Origin of the sequence: Zobellia sp. OII3, assembly GCF_002211465.1 — a bacterium.
Taxonomy (GTDB): Bacteria; Bacteroidota; Bacteroidia; order Flavobacteriales; family Flavobacteriaceae; genus Zobellia; species Zobellia galactanivorans.
This window is the reverse complement of record NZ_MWRZ01000002.1, coordinates 565612-586222: the sequence shown is the minus strand read 5'-3', so window position 1 is coordinate 586222 and position 20611 is coordinate 565612. Positions and strand designations below refer to the sequence as shown.

The 20611-nt window shown below is 37.7% G+C and carries 24 protein-coding genes; 8 read left to right on the top strand and 16 right to left on the bottom strand.

Annotation, left to right across the window (positions count from 1 at the left end):
* Positions 1-15: 15 nt before the first annotated feature.
* Genes B4Q04_RS09765 through B4Q04_RS09745 form a run of 5 tightly spaced genes read left to right on the top strand, consistent with a single transcriptional unit; the run spans position 16 to position 3274 of the window.
* Entirely contained in the window at positions 16-792 is a 777-nt protein-coding gene (locus B4Q04_RS09765) for an enoyl-ACP reductase (RefSeq protein WP_013995709.1), read from the top strand.
* Positions 793-845: 53 nt separating this feature from the next.
* The gene (locus B4Q04_RS09760; RefSeq protein WP_088696697.1) at positions 846-1286 is read left to right on the top strand and encodes a 3-hydroxyacyl-ACP dehydratase FabZ family protein; all 441 of its coding nucleotides are present in this window, start codon (positions 846-848) and stop codon (positions 1284-1286) included.
* A complete protein-coding gene (locus B4Q04_RS09755; protein ID WP_088696696.1) occupies positions 1279-2553 on the top strand; it encodes a beta-ketoacyl-[acyl-carrier-protein] synthase family protein in 1275 nt (424 codons plus the stop codon). Before B4Q04_RS09760 ends, B4Q04_RS09755 begins: the two co-directional genes overlap by 8 nt.
* A gap of 36 nt (positions 2554-2589) precedes the next feature.
* The gene (locus B4Q04_RS09750) at positions 2590-2844 is read left to right on the top strand and encodes a phosphopantetheine-binding protein (protein WP_013995706.1); all 255 of its coding nucleotides are present in this window, start codon (positions 2590-2592) and stop codon (positions 2842-2844) included.
* Position 2845: 1 nt separating this feature from the next.
* Positions 2846-3274 (top strand): hypothetical protein, encoded by a 429-nt coding sequence (locus tag B4Q04_RS09745; RefSeq protein ID WP_236630998.1) that lies wholly within the window; start codon positions 2846-2848, stop codon positions 3272-3274.
* Between the two features lie 42 nt (positions 3275-3316).
* Here B4Q04_RS09745 and B4Q04_RS09740 read toward each other — a convergent pair whose 3' ends face one another.
* Together B4Q04_RS09740 and B4Q04_RS09735 are read right to left on the bottom strand one after the other, a co-directional pair.
* Positions 3317-4273 (bottom strand): TerC family protein, encoded by a 957-nt coding sequence (locus tag B4Q04_RS09740; protein WP_088696695.1) that lies wholly within the window; start codon positions 4271-4273, stop codon positions 3317-3319.
* A gap of 118 nt (positions 4274-4391) precedes the next feature.
* Entirely contained in the window at positions 4392-4904 is a 513-nt protein-coding gene (locus B4Q04_RS09735; RefSeq protein WP_088696694.1) for a YceI family protein, read from the bottom strand.
* Between the two features lie 149 nt (positions 4905-5053).
* On the opposite strand from B4Q04_RS09735, the gene B4Q04_RS09730 reads away from it, so the two are divergent.
* Together B4Q04_RS09730 and B4Q04_RS09725 are read left to right on the top strand one after the other, a co-directional pair.
* Positions 5054-5371, top strand: coding sequence for a hypothetical protein (locus tag B4Q04_RS09730; RefSeq protein WP_013995702.1), 318 nt, complete (start codon positions 5054-5056; stop codon positions 5369-5371).
* A 446-nt stretch (positions 5372-5817) separates the two neighbouring features.
* Complete coding sequence (locus B4Q04_RS09725) at positions 5818-6156, top strand: hypothetical protein (protein ID WP_013995701.1); 339 nt, start codon at positions 5818-5820, stop codon at positions 6154-6156.
* Positions 6157-7107: 951 nt separating this feature from the next.
* On the opposite strand, the gene B4Q04_RS09720 is transcribed toward B4Q04_RS09725, so the two are convergent.
* The 6 genes from B4Q04_RS09720 to B4Q04_RS09695 form a co-directional block, all read right to left on the bottom strand.
* A complete protein-coding gene (locus B4Q04_RS09720; protein WP_236630997.1) occupies positions 7108-8214 on the bottom strand; it encodes a major royal jelly family protein in 1107 nt (368 codons plus the stop codon).
* Between the two features lies 1 nt (position 8215).
* Entirely contained in the window at positions 8216-8560 is a 345-nt protein-coding gene (locus tag B4Q04_RS09715; protein WP_236630996.1) for a cupin domain-containing protein, read from the bottom strand.
* A 145-nt stretch (positions 8561-8705) separates the two neighbouring features.
* Complete coding sequence (locus B4Q04_RS09710; protein ID WP_088696692.1) at positions 8706-9719, bottom strand: zinc-binding alcohol dehydrogenase family protein; 1014 nt, start codon at positions 9717-9719, stop codon at positions 8706-8708.
* Between the two features lie 17 nt (positions 9720-9736).
* Positions 9737-10522 (bottom strand): glycine betaine ABC transporter substrate-binding protein, encoded by a 786-nt coding sequence (locus B4Q04_RS09705; RefSeq protein WP_088696691.1) that lies wholly within the window; start codon positions 10520-10522, stop codon positions 9737-9739.
* A gap of 56 nt (positions 10523-10578) precedes the next feature.
* Positions 10579-10869: a putative quinol monooxygenase gene (locus B4Q04_RS09700; RefSeq protein ID WP_088696690.1), complete on the bottom strand. Its 291-nt coding sequence runs from the start codon at positions 10867-10869 to the stop codon at positions 10579-10581.
* 27 nt (positions 10870-10896) lie between these two features.
* Positions 10897-11958 carry an L-dopachrome tautomerase-related protein gene (locus B4Q04_RS09695; RefSeq protein ID WP_088696689.1) on the bottom strand — a complete coding sequence of 354 codons (1062 nt, stop codon included), beginning with the start codon at positions 11956-11958 and terminating at the stop codon, positions 10897-10899.
* A gap of 228 nt (positions 11959-12186) precedes the next feature.
* On the opposite strand from B4Q04_RS09695, the gene B4Q04_RS09690 reads away from it, so the two are divergent.
* Complete coding sequence (locus B4Q04_RS09690; RefSeq protein WP_236630995.1) at positions 12187-13023, top strand: AraC family transcriptional regulator; 837 nt, start codon at positions 12187-12189, stop codon at positions 13021-13023.
* Between the two features lie 892 nt (positions 13024-13915).
* Here the strand turns inward: B4Q04_RS09690 and B4Q04_RS09685 are convergent.
* The 8 genes from B4Q04_RS09685 to B4Q04_RS09650 form a co-directional block, all read right to left on the bottom strand.
* Positions 13916-14422: a peroxiredoxin-like family protein gene (locus B4Q04_RS09685; protein WP_088696688.1), complete on the bottom strand. Its 507-nt coding sequence runs from the start codon at positions 14420-14422 to the stop codon at positions 13916-13918.
* A 140-nt stretch (positions 14423-14562) separates the two neighbouring features.
* Positions 14563-15567 carry an NAD(P)-dependent alcohol dehydrogenase gene (locus B4Q04_RS09680; RefSeq protein WP_088696687.1) on the bottom strand — a complete coding sequence of 335 codons (1005 nt, stop codon included), beginning with the start codon at positions 15565-15567 and terminating at the stop codon, positions 14563-14565.
* Positions 15568-15603: 36 nt separating this feature from the next.
* Positions 15604-16323, bottom strand: coding sequence for a 3-ketoacyl-ACP reductase (locus B4Q04_RS09675; protein WP_088696686.1), 720 nt, complete (start codon positions 16321-16323; stop codon positions 15604-15606).
* Positions 16324-16328: 5 nt separating this feature from the next.
* Positions 16329-17390 (bottom strand): L-dopachrome tautomerase-related protein, encoded by a 1062-nt coding sequence (locus B4Q04_RS09670; RefSeq protein WP_088696685.1) that lies wholly within the window; start codon positions 17388-17390, stop codon positions 16329-16331.
* Position 17391: 1 nt separating this feature from the next.
* A complete protein-coding gene (locus B4Q04_RS09665) occupies positions 17392-18486 on the bottom strand; it encodes an L-dopachrome tautomerase-related protein (RefSeq protein WP_088696684.1) in 1095 nt (364 codons plus the stop codon).
* Between the two features lie 46 nt (positions 18487-18532).
* Positions 18533-18985, bottom strand: a complete 453-nt coding sequence (locus B4Q04_RS09660; RefSeq protein ID WP_088696683.1) for a nuclear transport factor 2 family protein — start codon at positions 18983-18985, stop codon at positions 18533-18535.
* A gap of 114 nt (positions 18986-19099) precedes the next feature.
* Entirely contained in the window at positions 19100-20176 is a 1077-nt protein-coding gene (locus tag B4Q04_RS09655; protein ID WP_161496063.1) for an L-dopachrome tautomerase-related protein, read from the bottom strand.
* 23 nt (positions 20177-20199) lie between these two features.
* A complete protein-coding gene (locus tag B4Q04_RS09650; protein ID WP_088696681.1) occupies positions 20200-20598 on the bottom strand; it encodes a DoxX family protein in 399 nt (132 codons plus the stop codon).
* Between the last annotated feature and the right edge of the window lie 13 nt (positions 20599-20611).

The following is a 20611-nucleotide window of genomic DNA, read 5'->3' as shown; positions in this document are numbered from 1 at the left end:
GAAATAAAATTGATCATGGAACAGTGGGTGCTTATTCTTGGGGGAAGTAGTGGATTGGGATTGGCCACGGCAAAAAAAATGGCCGCCCATGGCTATTCTATCTGTATCGTACACAGGGACAGGAAGATTGATTTAGAGGAAGTTAACTCCCATTTTCAAAAAATTACTTCAACGGGGGTGAAACTCTTGAGTTTTAATGTGGACGTTGCAAATGCGGAAAGAAGAAAGGAGACGGTCGAGGAAATGAAACGGGTATTGTCCACTTCCGGAAAGATTAAGGTGATGGTGCACAGTATTGCCAAGGGAAGCTTGAAACCCATGCTTTCCGATGAAGGTCCCGGTTTGAACCGTCAGGATATCGAGATTACCTTAAACGCCATGGCCTTAAGCCTCTACGATTGGACCAAGGAGGTGTACGGTGCGGGCCTATTCGACGAAGACGCCCGTATCTTGGCCTTTACCAGTGAAGGTAGCAGCAGGGCCTGGGAGGGTTATGCAGCCGTTTCAGCGGCCAAGGCTAGCTTGGAGGCCTTGGTAAGGAACATCGCCTTGGAATACGCCCCCAAAGGCATCAAAGCGAATTGCATACAGGCCGGTACTACCGATACCAAGGCCTTTCGTATGATTCCCCATAGTGAGGTGTTGAAGGAAAATGCCGTGAAGCGCAATCCGAACGGGCGTTTGACCCTGCCGGAAGACGTCGCCAAGGTGGTCTATCTTTTAAGTACCGATGAGGCCCAATGGATTACCGGTACCGTCATCAAGGTAGATGGCGGGGAGAGTTTAAGGTAGTTTAGGGCGAAGCGTAAATAGTAAAGATCAAAACATAATAGAACCATCAAATAATGGATCATAGCCATATCATAGACCAATTGCCCTATGCGGAACCCTTTCTGTTCGTTGACGAGCTGATCGCGGTCGATGAAAACGGAGCTACGGGCAGTTATACCTTTTATGGGGATTCGTATTTCTATAAGGGGCACTTTAAGGACCTTCCCGTAACCCCGGGTGTTATCTTGACCGAATGCTGTGCGCAGATCGGCTTGGTGTGCCTGGGTATCTTTTTATTGGGGGAGGCTTCCAAGGGAGTGGAAATCGGACTCAGCAGTAGCCAAATGGAATTTTTGCTTCCTGTCTTTCCGAATGAAAAGGTAAGCGTAAGCTCCCAAAAACTATATTTTCGGTTCAATAAACTGAAGTGTAGCGTAAAAATGCATAATTCCGAAGGGAAGCTGGTCTGTAAAGGTGAAATATCAGGAATGCTCAAAACCCATACCCATGCGTAGAAGAGTAGTGATTACGGGAATGGGCGTATGTGCACCCAACGGAATAGGCCTAGGGGATTTTGCCGAGGCCATGGCCGTCGGAAAAAGTGGTATCCGCTTTCAGCCCGGGTTAAAAGAGCTGGAATTCGGCTGTCAGATCGCGGCCCAACCGGAACTTACCGAGGAATTGCTCGCCCGATACTTTACGCCTTTACAATTACGGGGCCTGAATGCTACGGGCATTATGTACGGGGTAATCGCCGGAAGCGATGCCTGGAAAGATGCCGGCTTGGCGATAGCCGAAAAGGAAGCGCCGGATTGGGACAGTGGGGTCCTTTTCGGGTCGGGGACCTTGGGCGTGGCCAAGTTTCGGGAAGCCATTCATCAAATCGATGCAAAGAACGTACGCCGATTGGGCAGTACCAGTGTTATACAGACCATGGCCAGTGGGGTCAGCGCCTATTTGGGCGGTATTTTGGGATGCGGGAATCAGGTCACCACCAATTCCTCGGCCTGTACCACGGGAACCGAAGGCGTTCTTATGGGCTATGAACGTATCGCGCAGGGGCAGGCCGAACGTATGTTGGTCGGAAGCTGCAGTGATAGCGGTCCCTATGTCTGGGCCGGTTTTGATTCCATGCGCATCCTTCCCCGGCAGTACAATGACCGTCCGGAAGTGGCGAGTAGGCCCATGAGTGCCACCGCAGCGGGATTCGTACCGGGCAGTGGGGCAGGGGCCTTGCTCTTGGAATCCTTGGAAAGTGCCCGGGCCCGCGGTGCCCATATCTATGCCGAAATCCTGGGCGGTGCGGTAAACAGCGGTGGCCAAAGGGGAGATGGCAGTATGACCGCCCCCAATAGCGAAGCCGTACAACGCTGCATCTTACAGGCGATCGGCAATTCGGGTATCGATAGCGCCGATATCGATGCGATCAACGGACATTTGACGGCCACGGGCAAGGACGCCCTGGAAATCGCCAATTGGAGTGCCGCATTAGGGCGTTCGGGGACGGATTTCCCTTATGTCAATTCTTTCAAGGGCTATTTCGGACATTGTCTGTCGGCCGCGGGCAGTATCGAATGTGTGGCGGCCGTGCTTCAGTTTGAAAAGGAAGTGCTTTTCGGAAACCTGAATTGCGAAGACGTGCATCCTGAAATATCCAAGATTATAGACCAGAGGGCCATCCCCCAAAAAAGTAGGGCTTATAAGCCTTCAATTTTGGCAAAAGCCAGTTTTGGTTTTGGCGATGTCAATGCTTGTGTTATTTTTAAACGGTATACGGATTAAAACGAAACGTAAAGAAATAGAATCGACTTGAAAATTATGGAGGAAGAGACAAAGTACAATAAGCTAAAAGACATTATAAAGGTGTATTTGCCCGAAGATGTTTCTGTCGATGCCATTGGCTTGGAAAGTAATTTTATCAGTGAGCTCAATATCAATTCGGCCAATTTGGTAGATATTGTACTCGATGTGGAAGACGAGTTCGATATTATGTTGGAGAATGCCGACATGGACAAAATGCAAACCGTAAAGGATGCGCTCGGTATTATCGACGCCAAACTTGAAGCCAAATAACATGATAGCTGAGTTTTTGGCCTGGGCAAAACCCAAACTTTTGGTAGATAGGCGTTTATGGGTACTCTATTGTATCGTTTATTTCAGTTGGGGCATGGGGATGAACTGCTTTGGTACTGCGATGGAAATCGCCAAGTTTACCTATTGGTGGCAGGTAATCAGCTGTTACCTTCTATATATGGTGCCCATATCCTTGTTGCTTAGAAAGCTTCCCTTCCATACCCAGTATGCCTACGGACTGGTAGCGATGGGCTTTTTGGAATTCGGGGGCTATTGTTTTGGGACTTCCTATGCCTATCCCGATAATTTAATGGACCGATTTTTTGGTATTCGGAACTTCAGTTTGGCGATGGCCTTGTTCTTTGCGCTTTACTTTCCCTTGGGAAATTGGGGCGTAGGCAAGTTGTACGGGGCCTTGTTCAAAAACTGATGGGTCAAGCTCCCGATTTTTCCTTTATCCCGACCAATAGATCTATTCCTCATTCGCTTCTTCCTCCTTGACAGGAATAAGGAGGGAGGCCGCTATACCCGCTAACAAGGAGACGGATATCACTGCGAGGGATAACCATTCCGGAAGTTCGATTTGATGGGAGAACAGCATTTTTAGGCCTACAAAGGCCAGAATGACCACAAGGCTGTAGTTGATAAACCTGAATTTCGCCAGCATCCTAGAGATCAAGAAGTACATGGAACGCAAACCTAAGATGGCCAATATGTTGGAACTGAATACGATAAAAGGGTCTGCCGTGATGGCCAAAATGGCGGGAATACTATCCAGCGCAAATAATACATCGGTCAGTTCTATGACAACCAAGGCCACAAAAAGCGGTGTTGCCGCTTTGAGTCCCCGTTTTTTGATAAAGAAATCATGGCCGTGCATGGTAGAGGTAATGGGGTAGACCCGTCTGATCTGTTTGAATACCCAGGAATCTTTGGGGTTGAAGTCCTCATCGTCCCCTTTGAGCATCTTATAGGCCGTCCACAACAAGAAGAGGCCGAAGACGTAGATGATCCATTCGAATTTGGTGATCAGGGCCACGCCGAAGAAAATCATCAGGCCCCTAAAAACGATGGCCCCCAAGATTCCCCAAAAGAGGACCCGGTGCTGGTAGAGGGCCGGTATCTTAAAGGACGAAAAGATGACCGCGATCACAAAAACGTTGTCGATACTGAGCGATAGCTCTATAAGGTAGCCGGTAATATATTTTAGAACGGCCTTGTTGGGTGTGAGATTTGTGGGGTTTTCGACTATGCCACTGGAAAACAGCCAATAGATGACGCCGCTGAAGGCTAGGGCCACAGAGACCCAAATGGCCGTCCATATAGCCGCTTCCTTGCTTTTTATAACGTGTTCGTGTTTGTTGAACACACCGAGGTCAAGTGCCAGAAAAAAGATGATCAGAGCAATAAAAAGGATCCAAACCCACATAATACATAATTTTTACGGCTGCGAAGATAATTCATTTTTACGGTTGTTGAAATGCGCAAAAGCGAAAGGATTTGATCCATTTCAAGGCGAGTGCCGAAATTGTGATGGACGTGTGGATTTATGGGGCTAGGTTAAGGTTGATTTGAACAAGGACCTTGTTGTCGGCCCTTTCCTTTTTTATGGCAATACCGAAATCGGAGGAAAATAGGGTAGTGCTACCCACCCATTGTGCCTCCTTTTTTATAAAGTCGATCTGGATGGTTTTGGAGACTCCCTTTAAGGTAAGCTTTCCGGTGACCGTAATGCCCTTTTCGGTTTCGCGGATCGTCTCGCTTTCAAAAGTAATTTCCGGAAATTCGTCCGCATTGAAATATTTACTTCCCTTTAGAGACCAGTCCCTTAAAAAATTACCCGTTTTTAGGGTGGCCACGCTTACCGAACCCTGGAGTTTTGATTGGGCGATATGGTCGAGGTCTATGTGCGAAGTGGACTTAAAGCCTGAAATGCTGCCTTCGACATCTTTGGAAACGAAGGTAAAGCCGATATCGGCCGATACGATCTCGGTGGTCTGTGCGCTAAGGCAAAAGAGATTGGTGGTGCAGAGAACGAAGGTGATAAGAAGTGCTTTCATAAGGAAGAAAATAGCGGTATATAAAGATAAACTATTTCAATATATCGGTAAAAGGGCGGGAAATACCGCCCAATATGAATGTAAGGGGAGAAATAGGAACCCTGTCAAACAATTTACTATCTTCGTAAAAGAACCTATATGAAGCAGTTATGAAAAATCATCTTTTGCTGATTACTGCCTGTGTCTGTATGTACGCAGGGGGAGTATCGGCCCAAGAGAAGCCAGCGGAAGTTACCAAGTACACGGTAATGGAGCGCTTTGAGCCCGAATTGATACTGAGTGCCAAGGAGCGGGAACAATTAAAGGAAGAGCGTATTGCCGAAGTAAAACGCCGCCGGGAAATTTTAGATACCCTTAGCATTTCGGAAAGAAAGAGGGAGCGATTGTTACAAGACTTGATCAAGGACCCGTTTTCGAACCGTTTGTCACGTACCATGGCAGAAATCGAGTTCGAGGACGAAGAATAAACATAACCACCTAAACAGGAGATGCCCTTAAGGAGCCCAGTGCTTTTTAGGGGTATTTTTTTTGAAATTTTCAGGAAGCACTGGAGGAAATTCTGACATTTTAGTATTGAGAAACACAGGTGTTTTTATCGATTCGGGAGGATTTATGGTACTGATTAGTAGAATTCTAGGAAAATATGCGAAAAAATCAGGGGAGCTACTGGCGGTGATGTAGGTGGATTTACTGTAAGTAAATTCTTAACATAAGAGCTTATTTTTCAGTTGATTATCGGTTGATAACTTCTGTATAAAAAATGAATATTTGGCTTGGGACATAGTATAGCAAAGAATATAAATTTCATGTTAAATGTTGATTATGTGGGTGTTAAGCGTGTTTTTTTGAGGGATTTTTCTTAACTTAGTAAGGAACACGAAAGCATCTCATCAACCCTAAAAATCTTTGTACTATGACAACACTCGAGCGAAGCAGACCCAGATTAGAAGAAAATGAAAAAAATGCAATTGTTGTTAGGTTAGAACGCAATCAAAAGGATTTGATACAGTTACGTACGAAATTGAATTCCTACCGATGCGAGCCTAAAACCTACAGTTTGTACGAAAGTATAGAGAACCTACGCTCTAAAATGGATTCTTTAAGCCATACCAACCGTGAAATTATTTCCTCGTTAAAAGATACCCGTAAAGCTGTAAACGCGCACCTAGAGCGCGCTAAAAAGCAATTGGCGGAGTTTCGAAGACTTAACGAAGGTGTCGATGAATATTTGAACATTTGTTCAAGCCATTAACTATTTGCCTATTTTGCTTAAGCGTTTACGCTAGTTTGTAATGTTTGGTTGGATCTTTGGGGAAACCTGGATTTAACCAAACATTATTGTTTTATTCATATACGTCTGACCGGCTTAGTCATCACAAGAAGAAGAGAGGACTTTTTTAGCACACATCTTTTAAATTTTATAAAACATTCCAAAAGTTTGAATTCTCCTAACAGTAGGGCCTCTCAAATATTCTATTTTACATAATATAAATTATAATACAAATATATTGTTTAGTTAATAAGAGTGGTTTATCCATTTGATAGCTATAATGTAGTATTATGTAAAATATCCCAGAAGCATTCGTTTTCATAAGAATAATTGGAACTTGGGTCATTAAACTAATAAGCGGTTTGCTTCGCAGCGTTTAAAAAACATTTGTATCTATAATTAGCCGTTATGTAAAATAGCCGCTACCAACCGCTCGATTGTTTTATAAAATAAATTGCTCTGGCAATTTATTTTACACACAATTTTCCAACGCTTGCCAACGCCAAAATAAAAGCTAACCTTTTTTTGCTCTTATTAAAAATCGCGTATTTGATAAAATGTACGTAATAAAAAATTTTAGACGATTCTCGTGGATTGCCACAAGAGCATAAATTTTAAGAAAAATAAAATTCTATGCACTTGTTATATTTAATCTTTCAATTAATCTTTTTTTTTTACTTTCATTATCTTTTGTCTTGAAACAAAAGAAACAAAAATTCAAGGCTGCATAAACTTTTGGAAACAATTTACGGCTTATTCGCTATATTTTAGGAACCATTGTAGCTAGTTAACAGCGCTTAGAAATACCTTGTACAATTGAAACTGTTAAGAAACCGTATTACTAAACCCCTAAAATATGCACGCTCACTTCACCTTATTGTTTTACCAAAATTTTATGAGGCCGAGTTAAAATCGAGTTTCTATTTTACATAATTATCTAAAAGAAACTCCTTTTACCAATGGCTTAAATCTGAAAATGTAAAACGGTTTTGTTGACTGATCTGTACCATTATTAAAAACTGCACCTTTGTTTACTTGTGCTGCAGAAACATACATATAGCCATCTACATGGTTGTAACTTACACCATCTGGCCATACCATGTTTTTATCTTTAGTCATGGTTTTTACACTTCTATCTTTTGTCAAAACTACAGCTACGCTTTTAGTCTCTAAAGCAGTGAGATAAAGGTTTCCTGCAGTATCAATACTCATTCCGCCATTGTTTGGTTTTTCAGAATAGGTATCGATTTTACTGTCTAATTCTACTTCGGTTAAGTTTTCATTTACTAAATCTAAGGTCTTAATTCTGTAGATTTTTGTACCATTTAATGGTCCGTAGTAGACATATTCAAAATTAGCATCTGCAGTAATACCATCATTACCAACCAATAAATCTTTATCATTTACAGCTAAATGTTTTCCGTTAATTATTGTTGGTGTGTTTTCTGGTAAGGTTGTGCGTGTACCTTCCAGTAAACGACGTGTTTTACCTGTTTTCATATCCACAATAATGAAAGCCCCTTTACTGCCATCTCCTCCATTTCCAATGCCTTCATCAGCAATAATAAAAAATCCATGTTTAGTATCAACAACCATATCATTAGGTTGTGATTCTTTTGGAACTGAAGATTTTGGTAAGTAATATATACGCTCTAATTGGTTAGTTTTAGTGTTCCAACCTACAATTTTTGGTGTTACATTATCACGTTGTGCCATATCTAACATCCATACAATGCCATTTTTATCATTTCTTATTCCGAGGACATTACTTAAAAAATTATCGTCTGTGTCTCTTGGTGTATTCCATGCTTTATTAGGAAACGGTTTGCTTTCCTTGGTTTTAGCATCCATAATCATGACTCTGTTTTCTGGTGCAAAAAAAGGATGATGACTATACACTAAATCTCCGGAGTTTGTAAATGTAATATTACCAACTGCCTGTTCTGTAGTTGCAAAAACTTCAGAATCTGTTATTACTGTTTGAGCATTTGTTGTCATAGCTGTTATAATTAGGCTTAAAGTGATTATATAATCTTTCATTTTACTTGCTTTTTTTTAAATAATCTGGTAATTCTTTAGTTAACCAATCTTGACGAACAGGAACATGTACATCTAAATCAACCGTTTTTTCTAAAGCCCAAAATTCATGTGGTACATTCTCAGGGAACACGATAACTTCTCCTGCTCCAACTTCAACAATAGTTTCTTTTCCATCAATTATGGTTTTAATTTTTACTTTACCAGACATGATGTAAGTAATCTGTTCGTTTGGATGTTTGTGCCAAGGAATATGTGCTCCTTTTTCTAAATTAAAAATGGTCATTTGACCTTTTTCTCCATGAAACCATTTACGCTTGATACCTTCGCCAATAGTTTCAGATGGCATGTCATCAAAATTGAAATGTTGGACTTTAGAGGTTGCTACAGAATCAATGGTTGTTACCTGTCCATTTGTATTTATTATAAATAATAAAGAAATGATTACTGCTACTAATACTTTTTTTTGTACTCATTTTATATACTTATTTTGATTAAAATAAAATAACTGTTTTTCCAATAGATTTACTTGATTCTTGTACTTCATGTGCCTTCTTTAAATTCGCTACTGTAAACCCTTCAAGTGTGGTTGTTAAAGTTGATTTTAAAGTGCCATTGTCTAATAAGTCTGCAACATGATTTAAAATTTCGTGTTGTCTATCCATATCTTCTGTGTTAAACATAGAGCGTGTGTACATTAATTCCCAAGAAAAAGTAACACTCTTAGATTTCATAATGTTTAAATTTAACGGTTTACTACTTTCTGTAATTGAAACAATATGTCCTTGTGGTTTTATAATTTCTGCAGCTGTTTCCCAATAGCCTTCTAAGTCCACAAAATCCAAAATATAGTTCACTTGAGAATGCCCAATTTTTTCTAATTCTTCTTTTAAGTTGTGATGATTTACCACAAAATCAGCGCCTAAATCTTTACACCAAGCAATTGAATCTGGTCTTGAAGCTGTGGCAATTACGGTTAAATTTCCTAGTTTTTTAGCCAATTGAATAGCAATAGAACCAACTCCTCCAGCACCTGCTAAAACTAAAACGGTTTTGCCTTGGTCTTTTTCTGGATTAATTTTAATTCTATCAAATATTGCTTCATAAGCAGTTAAACTTGTTAAAGGCATTGCTGCAGCTTCAGCAATTGTTAGGTTTTTTGGTTTACGACCTACTATACGCTCGTCGACTAATTGAAATTCAGCATTACTTCCGCTTCGTGTAATGTCACCTGCATAAAAAACTTCATCACCTACTTTAAATTTTGATGTTTTTTCACCTACAGCTTCCACTATTCCTACAGCATCCCACCCAATAACTTTTGGTGTTTCTAAAACTGCATCTTTTGCAGCAGATTCTCTAATTTTAAAATCTACTGGATTTACAGAGTTTGCTTGAACTTTAACTAAAATGTCAAATCCTGTTGGACTTGGTTTTTCTGTTTCAAATAAAATGAAACTATTTTCTTCTTGTATTGGTAATGATTGTTTAAATCCTATTGCTTTCATTATATGTTTTTTTTAAATTATCTATTTTGTTCTAACCAAGTTTTGGTTACTTTATCTATGTCCATACCTTCAACGCTTACTTTATAATCCAATTCAGCGATAACATCATTGCCAAAACGAAGGCTGTCTAAAACTTTTAATTGCTCTGAAGAGAATAAATCTTTTTTATCATCTCTAATTAATAAAACAGCTTCGTCCACAACTCCTAATAAACCTTTTGGGTCTTTAAGTTCTCTAATTTTGTGTTTATAATGTAAAAATTGTGGTTTCCATAAAGGCACAACAATCCACTCTTTATTAGCAACGGCGTTTTCAAAAGCACTGAAACAATCTTCTTCTGTTCCTGTATGAAAAGAGTATCCAGCTTCACCTAAATTGTAATCGGTAATCATTTGAGCAGAAAAACGACTTATACCAGCTCCAGGATTAATACCTTGAATTCTACGATTCATTTTTGCTAATACTTCTGGTTTTAATAAATCTTTCACTTCAGTAACAGCTTTCTTTGAAACATATTCTGGAACTCCCCATAAGGCATAAGGCTTGTAATGAAGTCCTAAATTTGTAAGTGGAACCGTTTTTTGAACTTCTGCCCTATATCCACCATGACTAGAAGGTAACCAAGCAGATGTTAAAAGGTCTGTTTTTCCTTCTTTTAGGTTTTGGAAGTTTTTTTCATGGTGCTCATAAATACGATTTACTTCAAAACCCATATCCAGGAGAATATTTGTTACTAATGAAGCCGCTATTCTGTGAAAAGATAAATTCGTTACGCCAATGGTTATTTTTTTATTAGATATCATGATATTTAGTATTGAAAGTAAAAACGTATCCGATTATGAATACGCTCGTACAACTATTAACCAATAACGGTCATTTCATTTAAGATAAATTCTTCAACAGCACCATCAGTAACTTTTAAGTATTCAGCTAAATGTTCATTATTCATATGCTCTTGCCATAGCTCTCTACTTTCCCAATTTTCATGAAATAAAAATAGGTTTGGATTTTCATTATCTTGATGTAGGTCATAATTTATATTTCCTTTTTCGGCTCTTGTAATTGGAATTAATTTTAATAATTCTGCTTTTACAAATTCTCTTTTTTCTTCTTTAGCTACTATTCTGGCTACAACTGTTAACTTGCTCATGATTATTATTTTTAAAATGTTTTTATGTTATTTTAAAAGTTTTGTTTTTACAACTAAATAAGGTCCAGTACTTACGTCTTCACCATTGTTTAAAGCAGCAGTTCTGTTTAATTGATCTACTGTACCATAAATAAACCCGTCGTCAGCAACGTATAAACCATCTGGCCATGATTGTCCTTCTGGAATTTTAGCTAGCGTTGTATAGGCTTCTTTTGTGGATAATCCTATTTCACCATCTACAACATTAGTTACATAAACGTTTCCGTTTTTATCAACAGCCATTCCATCAGAAAAAGATTTAACACCAAATCTTTCTATGGTATTCACTAATTCTTCATCAGAATTGAAACTACTTGCAGGTACTCTGTACATTGTTTTTCCATGTAATGCTCCAAAATATACCCAATTAAACTTGGGATCGATAGCAATTGGATTCAATGCAAAACCACCTTCCATTTCTGGCATCATTGATGGATGGTTTTGTGCCATTCTTTTAGCTTCGCCATTTTCAGTGTTTATAACAATAAAAGCAGGTTCTGGTGCGCTTTTTAAATCGCCTTGAGTCATATCAGCAATGATAACTCGATTGTGTTTTTCATCAATAATAAAATCTTGTAAAAAACTAGCTGGCTTTATCACAGCTTCTGGAATGGCAATAGTTTTTACTAATTTTTCGTTTTTAGTATCCCAAATCACAAATTGTTTTGCTCCCATATCTAATAACCAAAGATTGTCTTTACTGTCTGCTCTAATACCAATTACAGCTTTTAAGATTGAATTGACTCCAGTTGCATATTCATCATTAGGATATGAAACATTTTTACCATCTTTGTTTAATTCAAATACTTTAGTTGTTGGTGCAACCAAAGGGTTCATAGTAACGAATAGTCTTCCATTGCTTGTTACTGCTAAATTTCCTGGTCTAATATCTTGACTGGAAAATACGGTTTCAGCAGTTTTTATTTCATGTGTAACTTTTTCGATTTGAGTTGTTGTTCCTTCAGATTGAACATTCTTTTTTTCATTTGGTGATTTGCACATCACTAGTACTAATGAAGATAAGGCAGTTATTAATACTAATTTTTTCATTTTTATAATTTTTAAAGTTGATTAATAATTTCATTTTTAATTACACTGCAAAGTTACAGGCAATATCAAATCCTATCTTTGTACAACGAATGGTTGTTTATGTATTTTTAGAGGTTTATAGTTAGTTTTTCGGTTTAAATTATATTATTTTACATAGATTTGTATAAAAACCAATGAAATATGGAAGTTTTATAAGCATACAAACCTTTTGAAATACAAGAATTAGAATTGTCAAAATGGATTCCTAGAGCCGTTAAAAACAACTTTTTTGAATTAGTTCTAGTAAAACAAGGTAGCGGGACACAATGTATTAATTACAATGATTATGAATATAGTTCGGGTAGTATGTTCTTACTTCCACCTTTAAAATGTCATAAGTTTGATATTGAAACGCCTTCAAAATTTGTGTTTCTAAAATTCACCGATTCATTTTTTAAGGGAGTCAACAAAGTATCCATTGATAGAGATGAGTGGTTTAAAGAAGCTGCTTATATTCTTTCTAATTACAATCAGTTACCAGGAGATATTATTAAAAGTGAAGTGGATAGGCAATACTTGGAAAACCTGATTACCATGATTTTACAAGAATCTAGAAACTATAGTAAAGAGTCTATTTCTCTAATAAGAAGTTTAATGACCAGTATTTTAGAAATTTTGATTAGAAATATTAAAAAGGGTGATATTTATGAGGTCTCCGAAAACAATACGGATGATAGGATAACAAAAATGCTCACCTATATTAATGAGAATATTGATCAAACTAACTTACTTAAAGTTGAAAACTTAGCTCAAGTGTTTTTTATGTCACCAACTTATGTTAGTGAGTTTTTTAAGAAACAAGTAAAAATGCCGCTAAGAGAATATATCATAAAGGCGAAATTGAAACTTGTTGAAATTCGGTTGTTAAATTCTGATTATAGTTTAAGTGAAATAGCTGATGAATTGGGGTTTACAGATATAAGTCATCTTTCAAGAACGTTTAAAAAGTATGTTGGTGTTTCCATTCGCGAGTTTAAAAACAAAGGTGAGTACATGCTTTTAAAACGTAATGTTTGTGCTAGCTAGATAAATTATTAAAACATTCCATTCCACACACATTATGCTTCCCTCCTACGTCGTCGCATAAAAAGTGTTACATTAACATTGCAGAAGTAACTTTTAGAATAAATTTTTTCAATAAACTGTAGTAACAACTTTCGCTTTTAACCAAAGCTCAAGTTACATAACGCAGAACATTATAGTACACTTATGTTTAAATTGTAAAACGGCGCATGCTTGCATTTTACATAATTGCAGATATAGTGACACGCCAGTGTTCTATATCATTGCAGCCGCATCTTCTCGCCGAAAAAAGCGATCACCCACCGGGTAATCACTTTTTCTCGCGTATGTAAAAGCAGTTTTACTGGAATGTTTAAAATATCAGTAGCTATAATTCTATTATGTAAAATATCCCTTAAGTTTATCGCTTATAAGAGAATTACCAACAGGGTCATCAACCTTTTTAATTTACGTAGCTTCAATATTCGTACACAAAAAAAACTTTTTAGAAAATTTCAAATTCTCAGAACCCAGCGAGAAACCTTGTAGCTGTATCTATAATTTGTCGTTATGTAAAGTTACTCATGTAATTTCTATTGTTTTTTAAGGTATTCGTGAATGCTACGCATTTGCCGCTGCCAAGCGCTTGATTGCTTTTTAAAATCAAATTTCTTTGCCAGCTGCATCTACTCGCAGCTATATAAATTTGATTCTCAATCAATTTATTCACTCGTATTTTAAACACAATTTCCAGACGCTTGTCAACGGGTTTAGTTTCTACTGAAATGTTTTAAAACACTTTCTTACAGTAACAAACTGCCCATAATTTTAAACCGCTATTTATTATAAACTAAAAAGTTGATGTAAACATGAGTTTCATCAACCTTTTAGTTTTGTTAGCTATTTAATAAAAAAACTATGCTTCCCCTCTAGCAGGATAATCTGCTTTTAAGATATAGTCGATACCACCTAAAACATCGTTAAAACTAGGTCTGCCAAATGGCATAGACTGTATAGATTCCCAATAAACTGTTTGTTCTGGAGTTAACAAAAACAATCCAGGTTCGGCAAAATGTTTAGGCTCGTTGTTAATACCTTCAGAAATGAATAAACCCCATTCTCTGGCTTCTTCTATAGGTAAGCCATAACCTAATGGAATATCTGAAATGTCCCATTCGCCATACGTGGCTTTGGCAACTTCTTCAGTGTCTGTACTAATGGCTATTACAGAAACGCCACGTTGTATAAACTTATCTAACTTTTTCTGTAGCTCTTCTAACTGCATTTTACATACAGGGCAATGTTTACCCCTGTAAAACAATATCATGGTAAAATTTTCAGGTGATTGATCACTCAATTCCCACGTGGTATCATTCACTAATTTAATTGCTAACTCGGGTGCTTTTTGTCTCGGTTTTATCATGCTTCTATTATTATATTTTATTTGAACTTAATTTAGGCGTAAAAATGAATTATGGTTGACACAAATGTTCCGATAAAGTCTACTAGATTCTTTCCTTTATACTTGCGCTAATTAGATTTATACACTAAAGTTAATTTCGTCTAATTTTTTAAGACGATTCTAAATCGTGCATTTCCTTTTTCTAGATGTTCTATTGCTTCATTAACTTTTTCCATAGGAAACTCCTCTACCGTTGGGTAGATAGTATGTCGTACACAAAACTCTAACATTGTTTTGGTTAGAGCCGGACTTCCTATAGGGCTCCCTCCTACTGTTTTTTCTCCTCCAATTAAGCCAAATGCTGGAATAGCCATGGGTTCCAATACTGCACCAACAGTATGCAATCTACCTTTAGGAGCTAGAGTTGTTAGGTAAGAATTCCAATCTAAACTTACATTGGTGGTGTTTAGAATGAAATTTAGACTTCCTGCAATAGTTTCTAATTCCTTAGGGTCTCTGGAGTTAATCACTTTGGTGGCACCCATAGCTAAAATCTCTTCTTTTTTAGCAGGGTTTGAACTAAATGCGATAACCTCGCAGCCCCAGTGTTTTAAGAATTTAATAGCCATATGTCCCAAACCTCCTATTCCAATGACACCTACCGTATCCGTAGGTTTCACATCTGCAAGTATAATGGGGTTGAATACGGTAATGCCACCACATAACAAAGGTCCGGCTTTACCTAAATCTATTGCTTGGGGAAGAGGAATTGCCCATGACCAATGACCACGAACATAATCTGCAAAACCTCCATGTCTTCCTACTATGGTAGATTGGGAATTTTCACATAGATGATGTGAACCTTCCATACACTGTTGGCAACTCATGCAGGAGGCAGATAGCCACCCTAAACCGACTTTATCTCCAACTTTAATATTTTTTACAGCATTACCTGCCGCTACTACTTCACCAATAATTTCATGTCCAGGAACAAGGGGATATTGCGTCATTCCCCATTCATTGTTCATCATACTTAAATCTGAATGACAAACCCCACAATAGGACACTTTTATATCTACCTCCTCTGAGCCTAACATACCTAATTCATAGGTGTAAGGCTTTAATTTTCCCTTGGGCTCTGAAACTGCATATGCATTTACTTTCATATATGTGTTTTAATAATTACCATTTTTTTAATTGATTTAAGGATTTGTAGACCATAAAGATGCATTGACCAACATGGCTCTTCCCGGAAGCTTCAAACCAGCAACTATTAGGGCGGCAAAATCTTCTGGTTTTAAAACCTGGTCGTTGTCTTCTTCATCTACAATACCAGCTTCTATAGCCATATCGGTTACAATGGTACTAGGTGTAAGTGTACACACCCTAATGTTGTTTTTACGAACCTCTTTCATTAAAGATTCTGACATACCAATAACCGCGAATTTTGATGCGGAATAGGCAGATACGTTTGCATTACCATTTAATCCTGCAGTAGATGCAACATTTATGATATCTCCTTCATTCTTTTTCAATAAAAACGGTAGCACTTCTTTGGTTACAAAATAGGTGCCCAGCACATTTGTTTCAATCATTTGTGTCCATACATCAACCTCCATATCATTAAAGGATCCCAAAGTAGCAATACCAGCATTGTTGATTAAAATATCTACATCACCAAGGGTATTCAAAATTTCCTTAATACTATTTTTTACTTCCTCATACTTACTAATATCAAAAACGGAATACATCGCTTTAACGCCGATTGCCTCTAACTCGGCAACGGTCTGTTGCAAGGTTTCTTCATTTCTACCCGTAATGGCTATTTCTACACCTTCTTTAGCCAGTGCTATGGCGGTAGCTCTACCTAAACCTCTACTGCCACCTGTAATTATGGCTTTCTTACCTTTTAAATCTTTCATCTTTTTTATTTAAATTTTAGTTTCAATATTCTAAATAGTCCCGTGGACCTTTCAATACCCTCTCCAAAAGCAGGTGACTTGTGTATCTGATTGGTTGCAATATATAGCCAGTCTCCCTGGATTCTTACACTATCTGGCCAATCAAAAAAAGGACTCTTTTTAAGTGTGCTCAAGGTCCCGTCTTTTGAAAGCACATCAATGCTATTATTTTGAATATTGGTGAAATAATGATTGTAGTTTTCATCTGTAGCAGCACCATCACAAATTGGTTTTTTGCCTACCACAGCAATATGTTTTATGATTTCCTCATTTTCTGCACCTTCCCTTATCTGCTTCGTGGGTACTTTATACCATTTGGTGCCATTCATTGGACCATAATACAGCGTGTCCCTGTCAACAGAAATAGTAATTGCATCTAAAGCAATACGCACAGGTTTCCCTTTTCTATAGTGCACCTTATTGTCTATGATGATGTCAATATCTTCCGGTTGCATGCTTGGGATATCAATAATTTTTGAAAATTCATTTTTACGAATATCAATGACAATAATTCCGGGGTTTCTAACATCGGCTAAGTATACAAAGCCATTTATTTCATCCACCACCAAATCTTGTACAAAACTAGTACTGGGTGCAAATTCTAAAGGAATATCAAAACGAAGCACTTCTTTTCTGGTATCAATATCATAGGCAAACAACCTTGTATGCCCAATATTTAGACCTACATCAAGCACCCAAAGTCGGTTTTTGTTATCAAAAATAATACCTAGGGGAGCATCTAATTTATTGTCTGATTTGTTATCTGAAGTGGATTGTACCTGCTCATTAGGAAAAGGTACATAAGTTGACTTACCCGTAATTTCTACTAATTGATAGTTGCTAGGTCTAAAGGGATGAATACTAGAAAATATTCGTCCTTCCTTAGAAACCGCTACATTTCCTGGGGTAACTTCTAGTTCCGCTACCACTTCAAGGGTTCCTATTGCTTTTTCTTGCGCTACTATAGCGATGCTTTTTAAGAAAAACAATGAAAATAGTATGGATAATTTTAGGCATATACTCTTCATACTATTTGAATTTTAATTTCAGAATTCTAAAAAGTCCATCTGACAACTCCTTGCCATTAGCAAAAGCCGGTGTTTTATGCACTTGACTAGCTGCGATATATAACCAATCTCCTTGTATTCTAACGCTATCCGGCCAATCTAGTAATGGGTCTTTTTTCAAGACACTTAATTTGCCCTCTTTTGAAAGGATATCAATACTATAGTTTTGAATATTGGTAAAATAATGATTACCATGCTCATCGGTATCGGCACCATCAGAAAATGGCTTGTCTGCCAAGACGGAAATCTGTTTAATTATTACAGCATCAGTTGCTCCATTACGAATGTTTTTTGTGGGTAATTGATACCATTTTGTACCATTCATAGCACCATAATACAAGGTTTCTTTATCCGCAGAAATGGTAATGGGGTCTAAAGCGATTCTGGCAGGTTCACCATTTAGGTATTGCACTTTACCATCTATGACCATATCGGCATCTTCAGATTGCATAGTGGGTAGGTCAATAATTTTACGGAATTCATTTTTATTGATATCCACCACAATGATTCCAGGATTAGTTACACAGGCCAGATACACAAATCCGTTTTTATCATCGACCGCTAAATCTTGAACAAAACTGTTGCTTGGAGCCAATTCCTTAGGAATATTGAACCGCATGAGTTCTTTTTTAGAGTCAATATCAAAAGCATATAATCGAGTACGCCCAATACTGAAACCTGCATCAAGAACCCAAAGTCGGTTTTGATTATCAAAGATTAACCCTTGTGGTGTATCAAATGTATCATCAGATGCAGACGCAGTTTTAGGTTGTAATTTTTCACTTGGAAAAGGAACATAAGTGGTCTTGCTGGTAATCTCAACCAATTTTATACTATTAGGTCTCATAGGGTGAATTGTAGAAAACACCCTGCCTTCTTTTGAAACCGCCACGTTACCTGGGTTAATATCCATTTCGGCTACTATTTCTAGTGTACCTATTGGTTTATCTTTTTCTGCTTTCGCCAATTTGTTTTGTTGACTAGACCCTATAAAGAAGCACAGTGAAAAGCTGATTGATAATAGGAGACCTATACTTTTATATTTTATATTTTTCATAATCTATATTTGTGATTAATTAATATGTGCATAGCGTTTCACAGAACTATTGCATGGCATCTACCACGGGTTTGCTATCCACAATCTGTTCAAAATTTATTATTTTTCCGTCCTTTAGTTTCCATATGTGAGAGACGCGGGCGGTAAATGATTTGTTCGTTTTTTTATACGTTCCCGAATAGGTTCCAAAGGCAATGACCTTATCATCACTAGCCACATAATCTTCTACATTGAATTTAAAGCCGGTCCATTCTGCCCCTATTTTGGAAAATATATTGCTAACGACTTCATCATAGCCTGTATAGGTGCCTCCATAAGGAAATCCTTTGGCCTCCGTCCAAGTGGCATCTTCCGCTAAATATTTTTGAAGTGTATTGCTATTTTCTTCGTACGTGCTTTTTACGATTTCGAGATTTGAACTATGGTTAACCGTACGCTTTTGGCTGTAACAAGAAAATGCTGTAAGTGTGATTATTAATAGGATACTAAAATTTTTCATCTGTTTTTAATTTTTAATGTTATGCCCTGCTTTTAGTGATTTGAAAAGAAAGACTTGTTAAATTTATTTTAGGTAAAGTGGAACTATTGATGCTTTGTATGTTTGTACTTTGTGTTATCTGTACTTTAATTTTAACACTAGAAAAGGTGCGGTAGACAATTCTACACCTGTAGTAAAGGCAGGTGATTTATTTATCTGATTGGCAGCAATAAACATCCAATCTCCATGTATTCTTATGCTATCCGGCCAATCTAAAAGAGGGTCTTTAATTAATGTAGTAAGCTGCCCATCTTTAGAAAGCATGTCTATGCTATAGTTCTGAATATTGGTAAAATAATGATTGCCATTATCATCTGTAGCAGCACCATCGGAAAACGGTTTTTCGCCAACGAGGGAAACACGTTTTACGAGTTCATCATTCGATTCTCCTTCCCTGATATTTTTGGTGGGTAATTGATACCATGTATAACCATTCATAGGGCCGTAATACAAGGTCTCCCTATCTGCCGAAAGTGTTATGGGGTCTACAGAAATTCGGGCAGGATTGCCCATCCAGGTTTGTACTTTACCATCTATAACAATATCGATATCTTCGGATTGCATACTGGGTACGTCTACAATTTTTCTGTATTCCTTTTTCTTGATGTCAATTACTATAATTACAGCTTTAACAGGGTCTGCCAGGTATACAAATTCGTTTATTTCATCAACGGCAAAATCTTGGAGAAAACTGTCGTTTGGCGCTAACTCTTTAGGAATATCAAAACGCATTAATTCTTCCTTGGTGTCAATATCATAAGCGAAGAGTCTGGTGTACCCTATTTTGAAGCCCAGATCCACCACCCAAAGACGATTTTTGTTATCAAATAACACACCTAGAGGTGCATCAAACTTGGAATCTGATTTGGTGTCTTCTGTAGATTGTAGCTCCTTATTAGGAAAAGGAACATAGCTAGTTTTACCGGTAATCTCTACCAATTGAAATTTGTATGGTCTTAAGGGGTGTATGGTAGAGAACACTCGACCTTCTTTTGAAACCGCTACATTCCCTGGGTTTACATCCATTTCGGCTACAATTTCAAGTGTGCCAATTGCTATCTCTTGGGCTGCTACCTGTACGCTATTGTATAAAAACAGCGAAAATGCCAGCCATAATACGATTCCCTTATTTTTAATTCTATAATTTTTCATTAGATATATTTTTTTGATTTTAATTAATCCCATTGATGTGTAGATGATACTGCGTATTTACCACTACCTGTAAATAGTAGTGCCACAGCTCCAAAAGTGTACAATCCTAATAACTCCACACTCCAACCACCATGTTGGGTCAATGTAAAAATCTCTGTTGAGTGTACTAAAAACATGGCGAACAGTGTTCCGAAAATAAAAAGGGCAGCTCCTATACGGGTTCTGTAACCTATAAGTAGTAGTATGGGCGCTATAACTTGGGTAACATAAACGCCGTAAGATAAAAAGTTGGGCAAGCCTCCTTCTAGAAGTTTTTGCTGCACAAAATCTATACTTTGCATTTTACCTATTCCGTGTAATAGCATTAAAAGTCCTACCGAAATTCGGACAATCAATAATCCTAAGTCATTGTTTTTTTTCATGATTTCTTTTTAA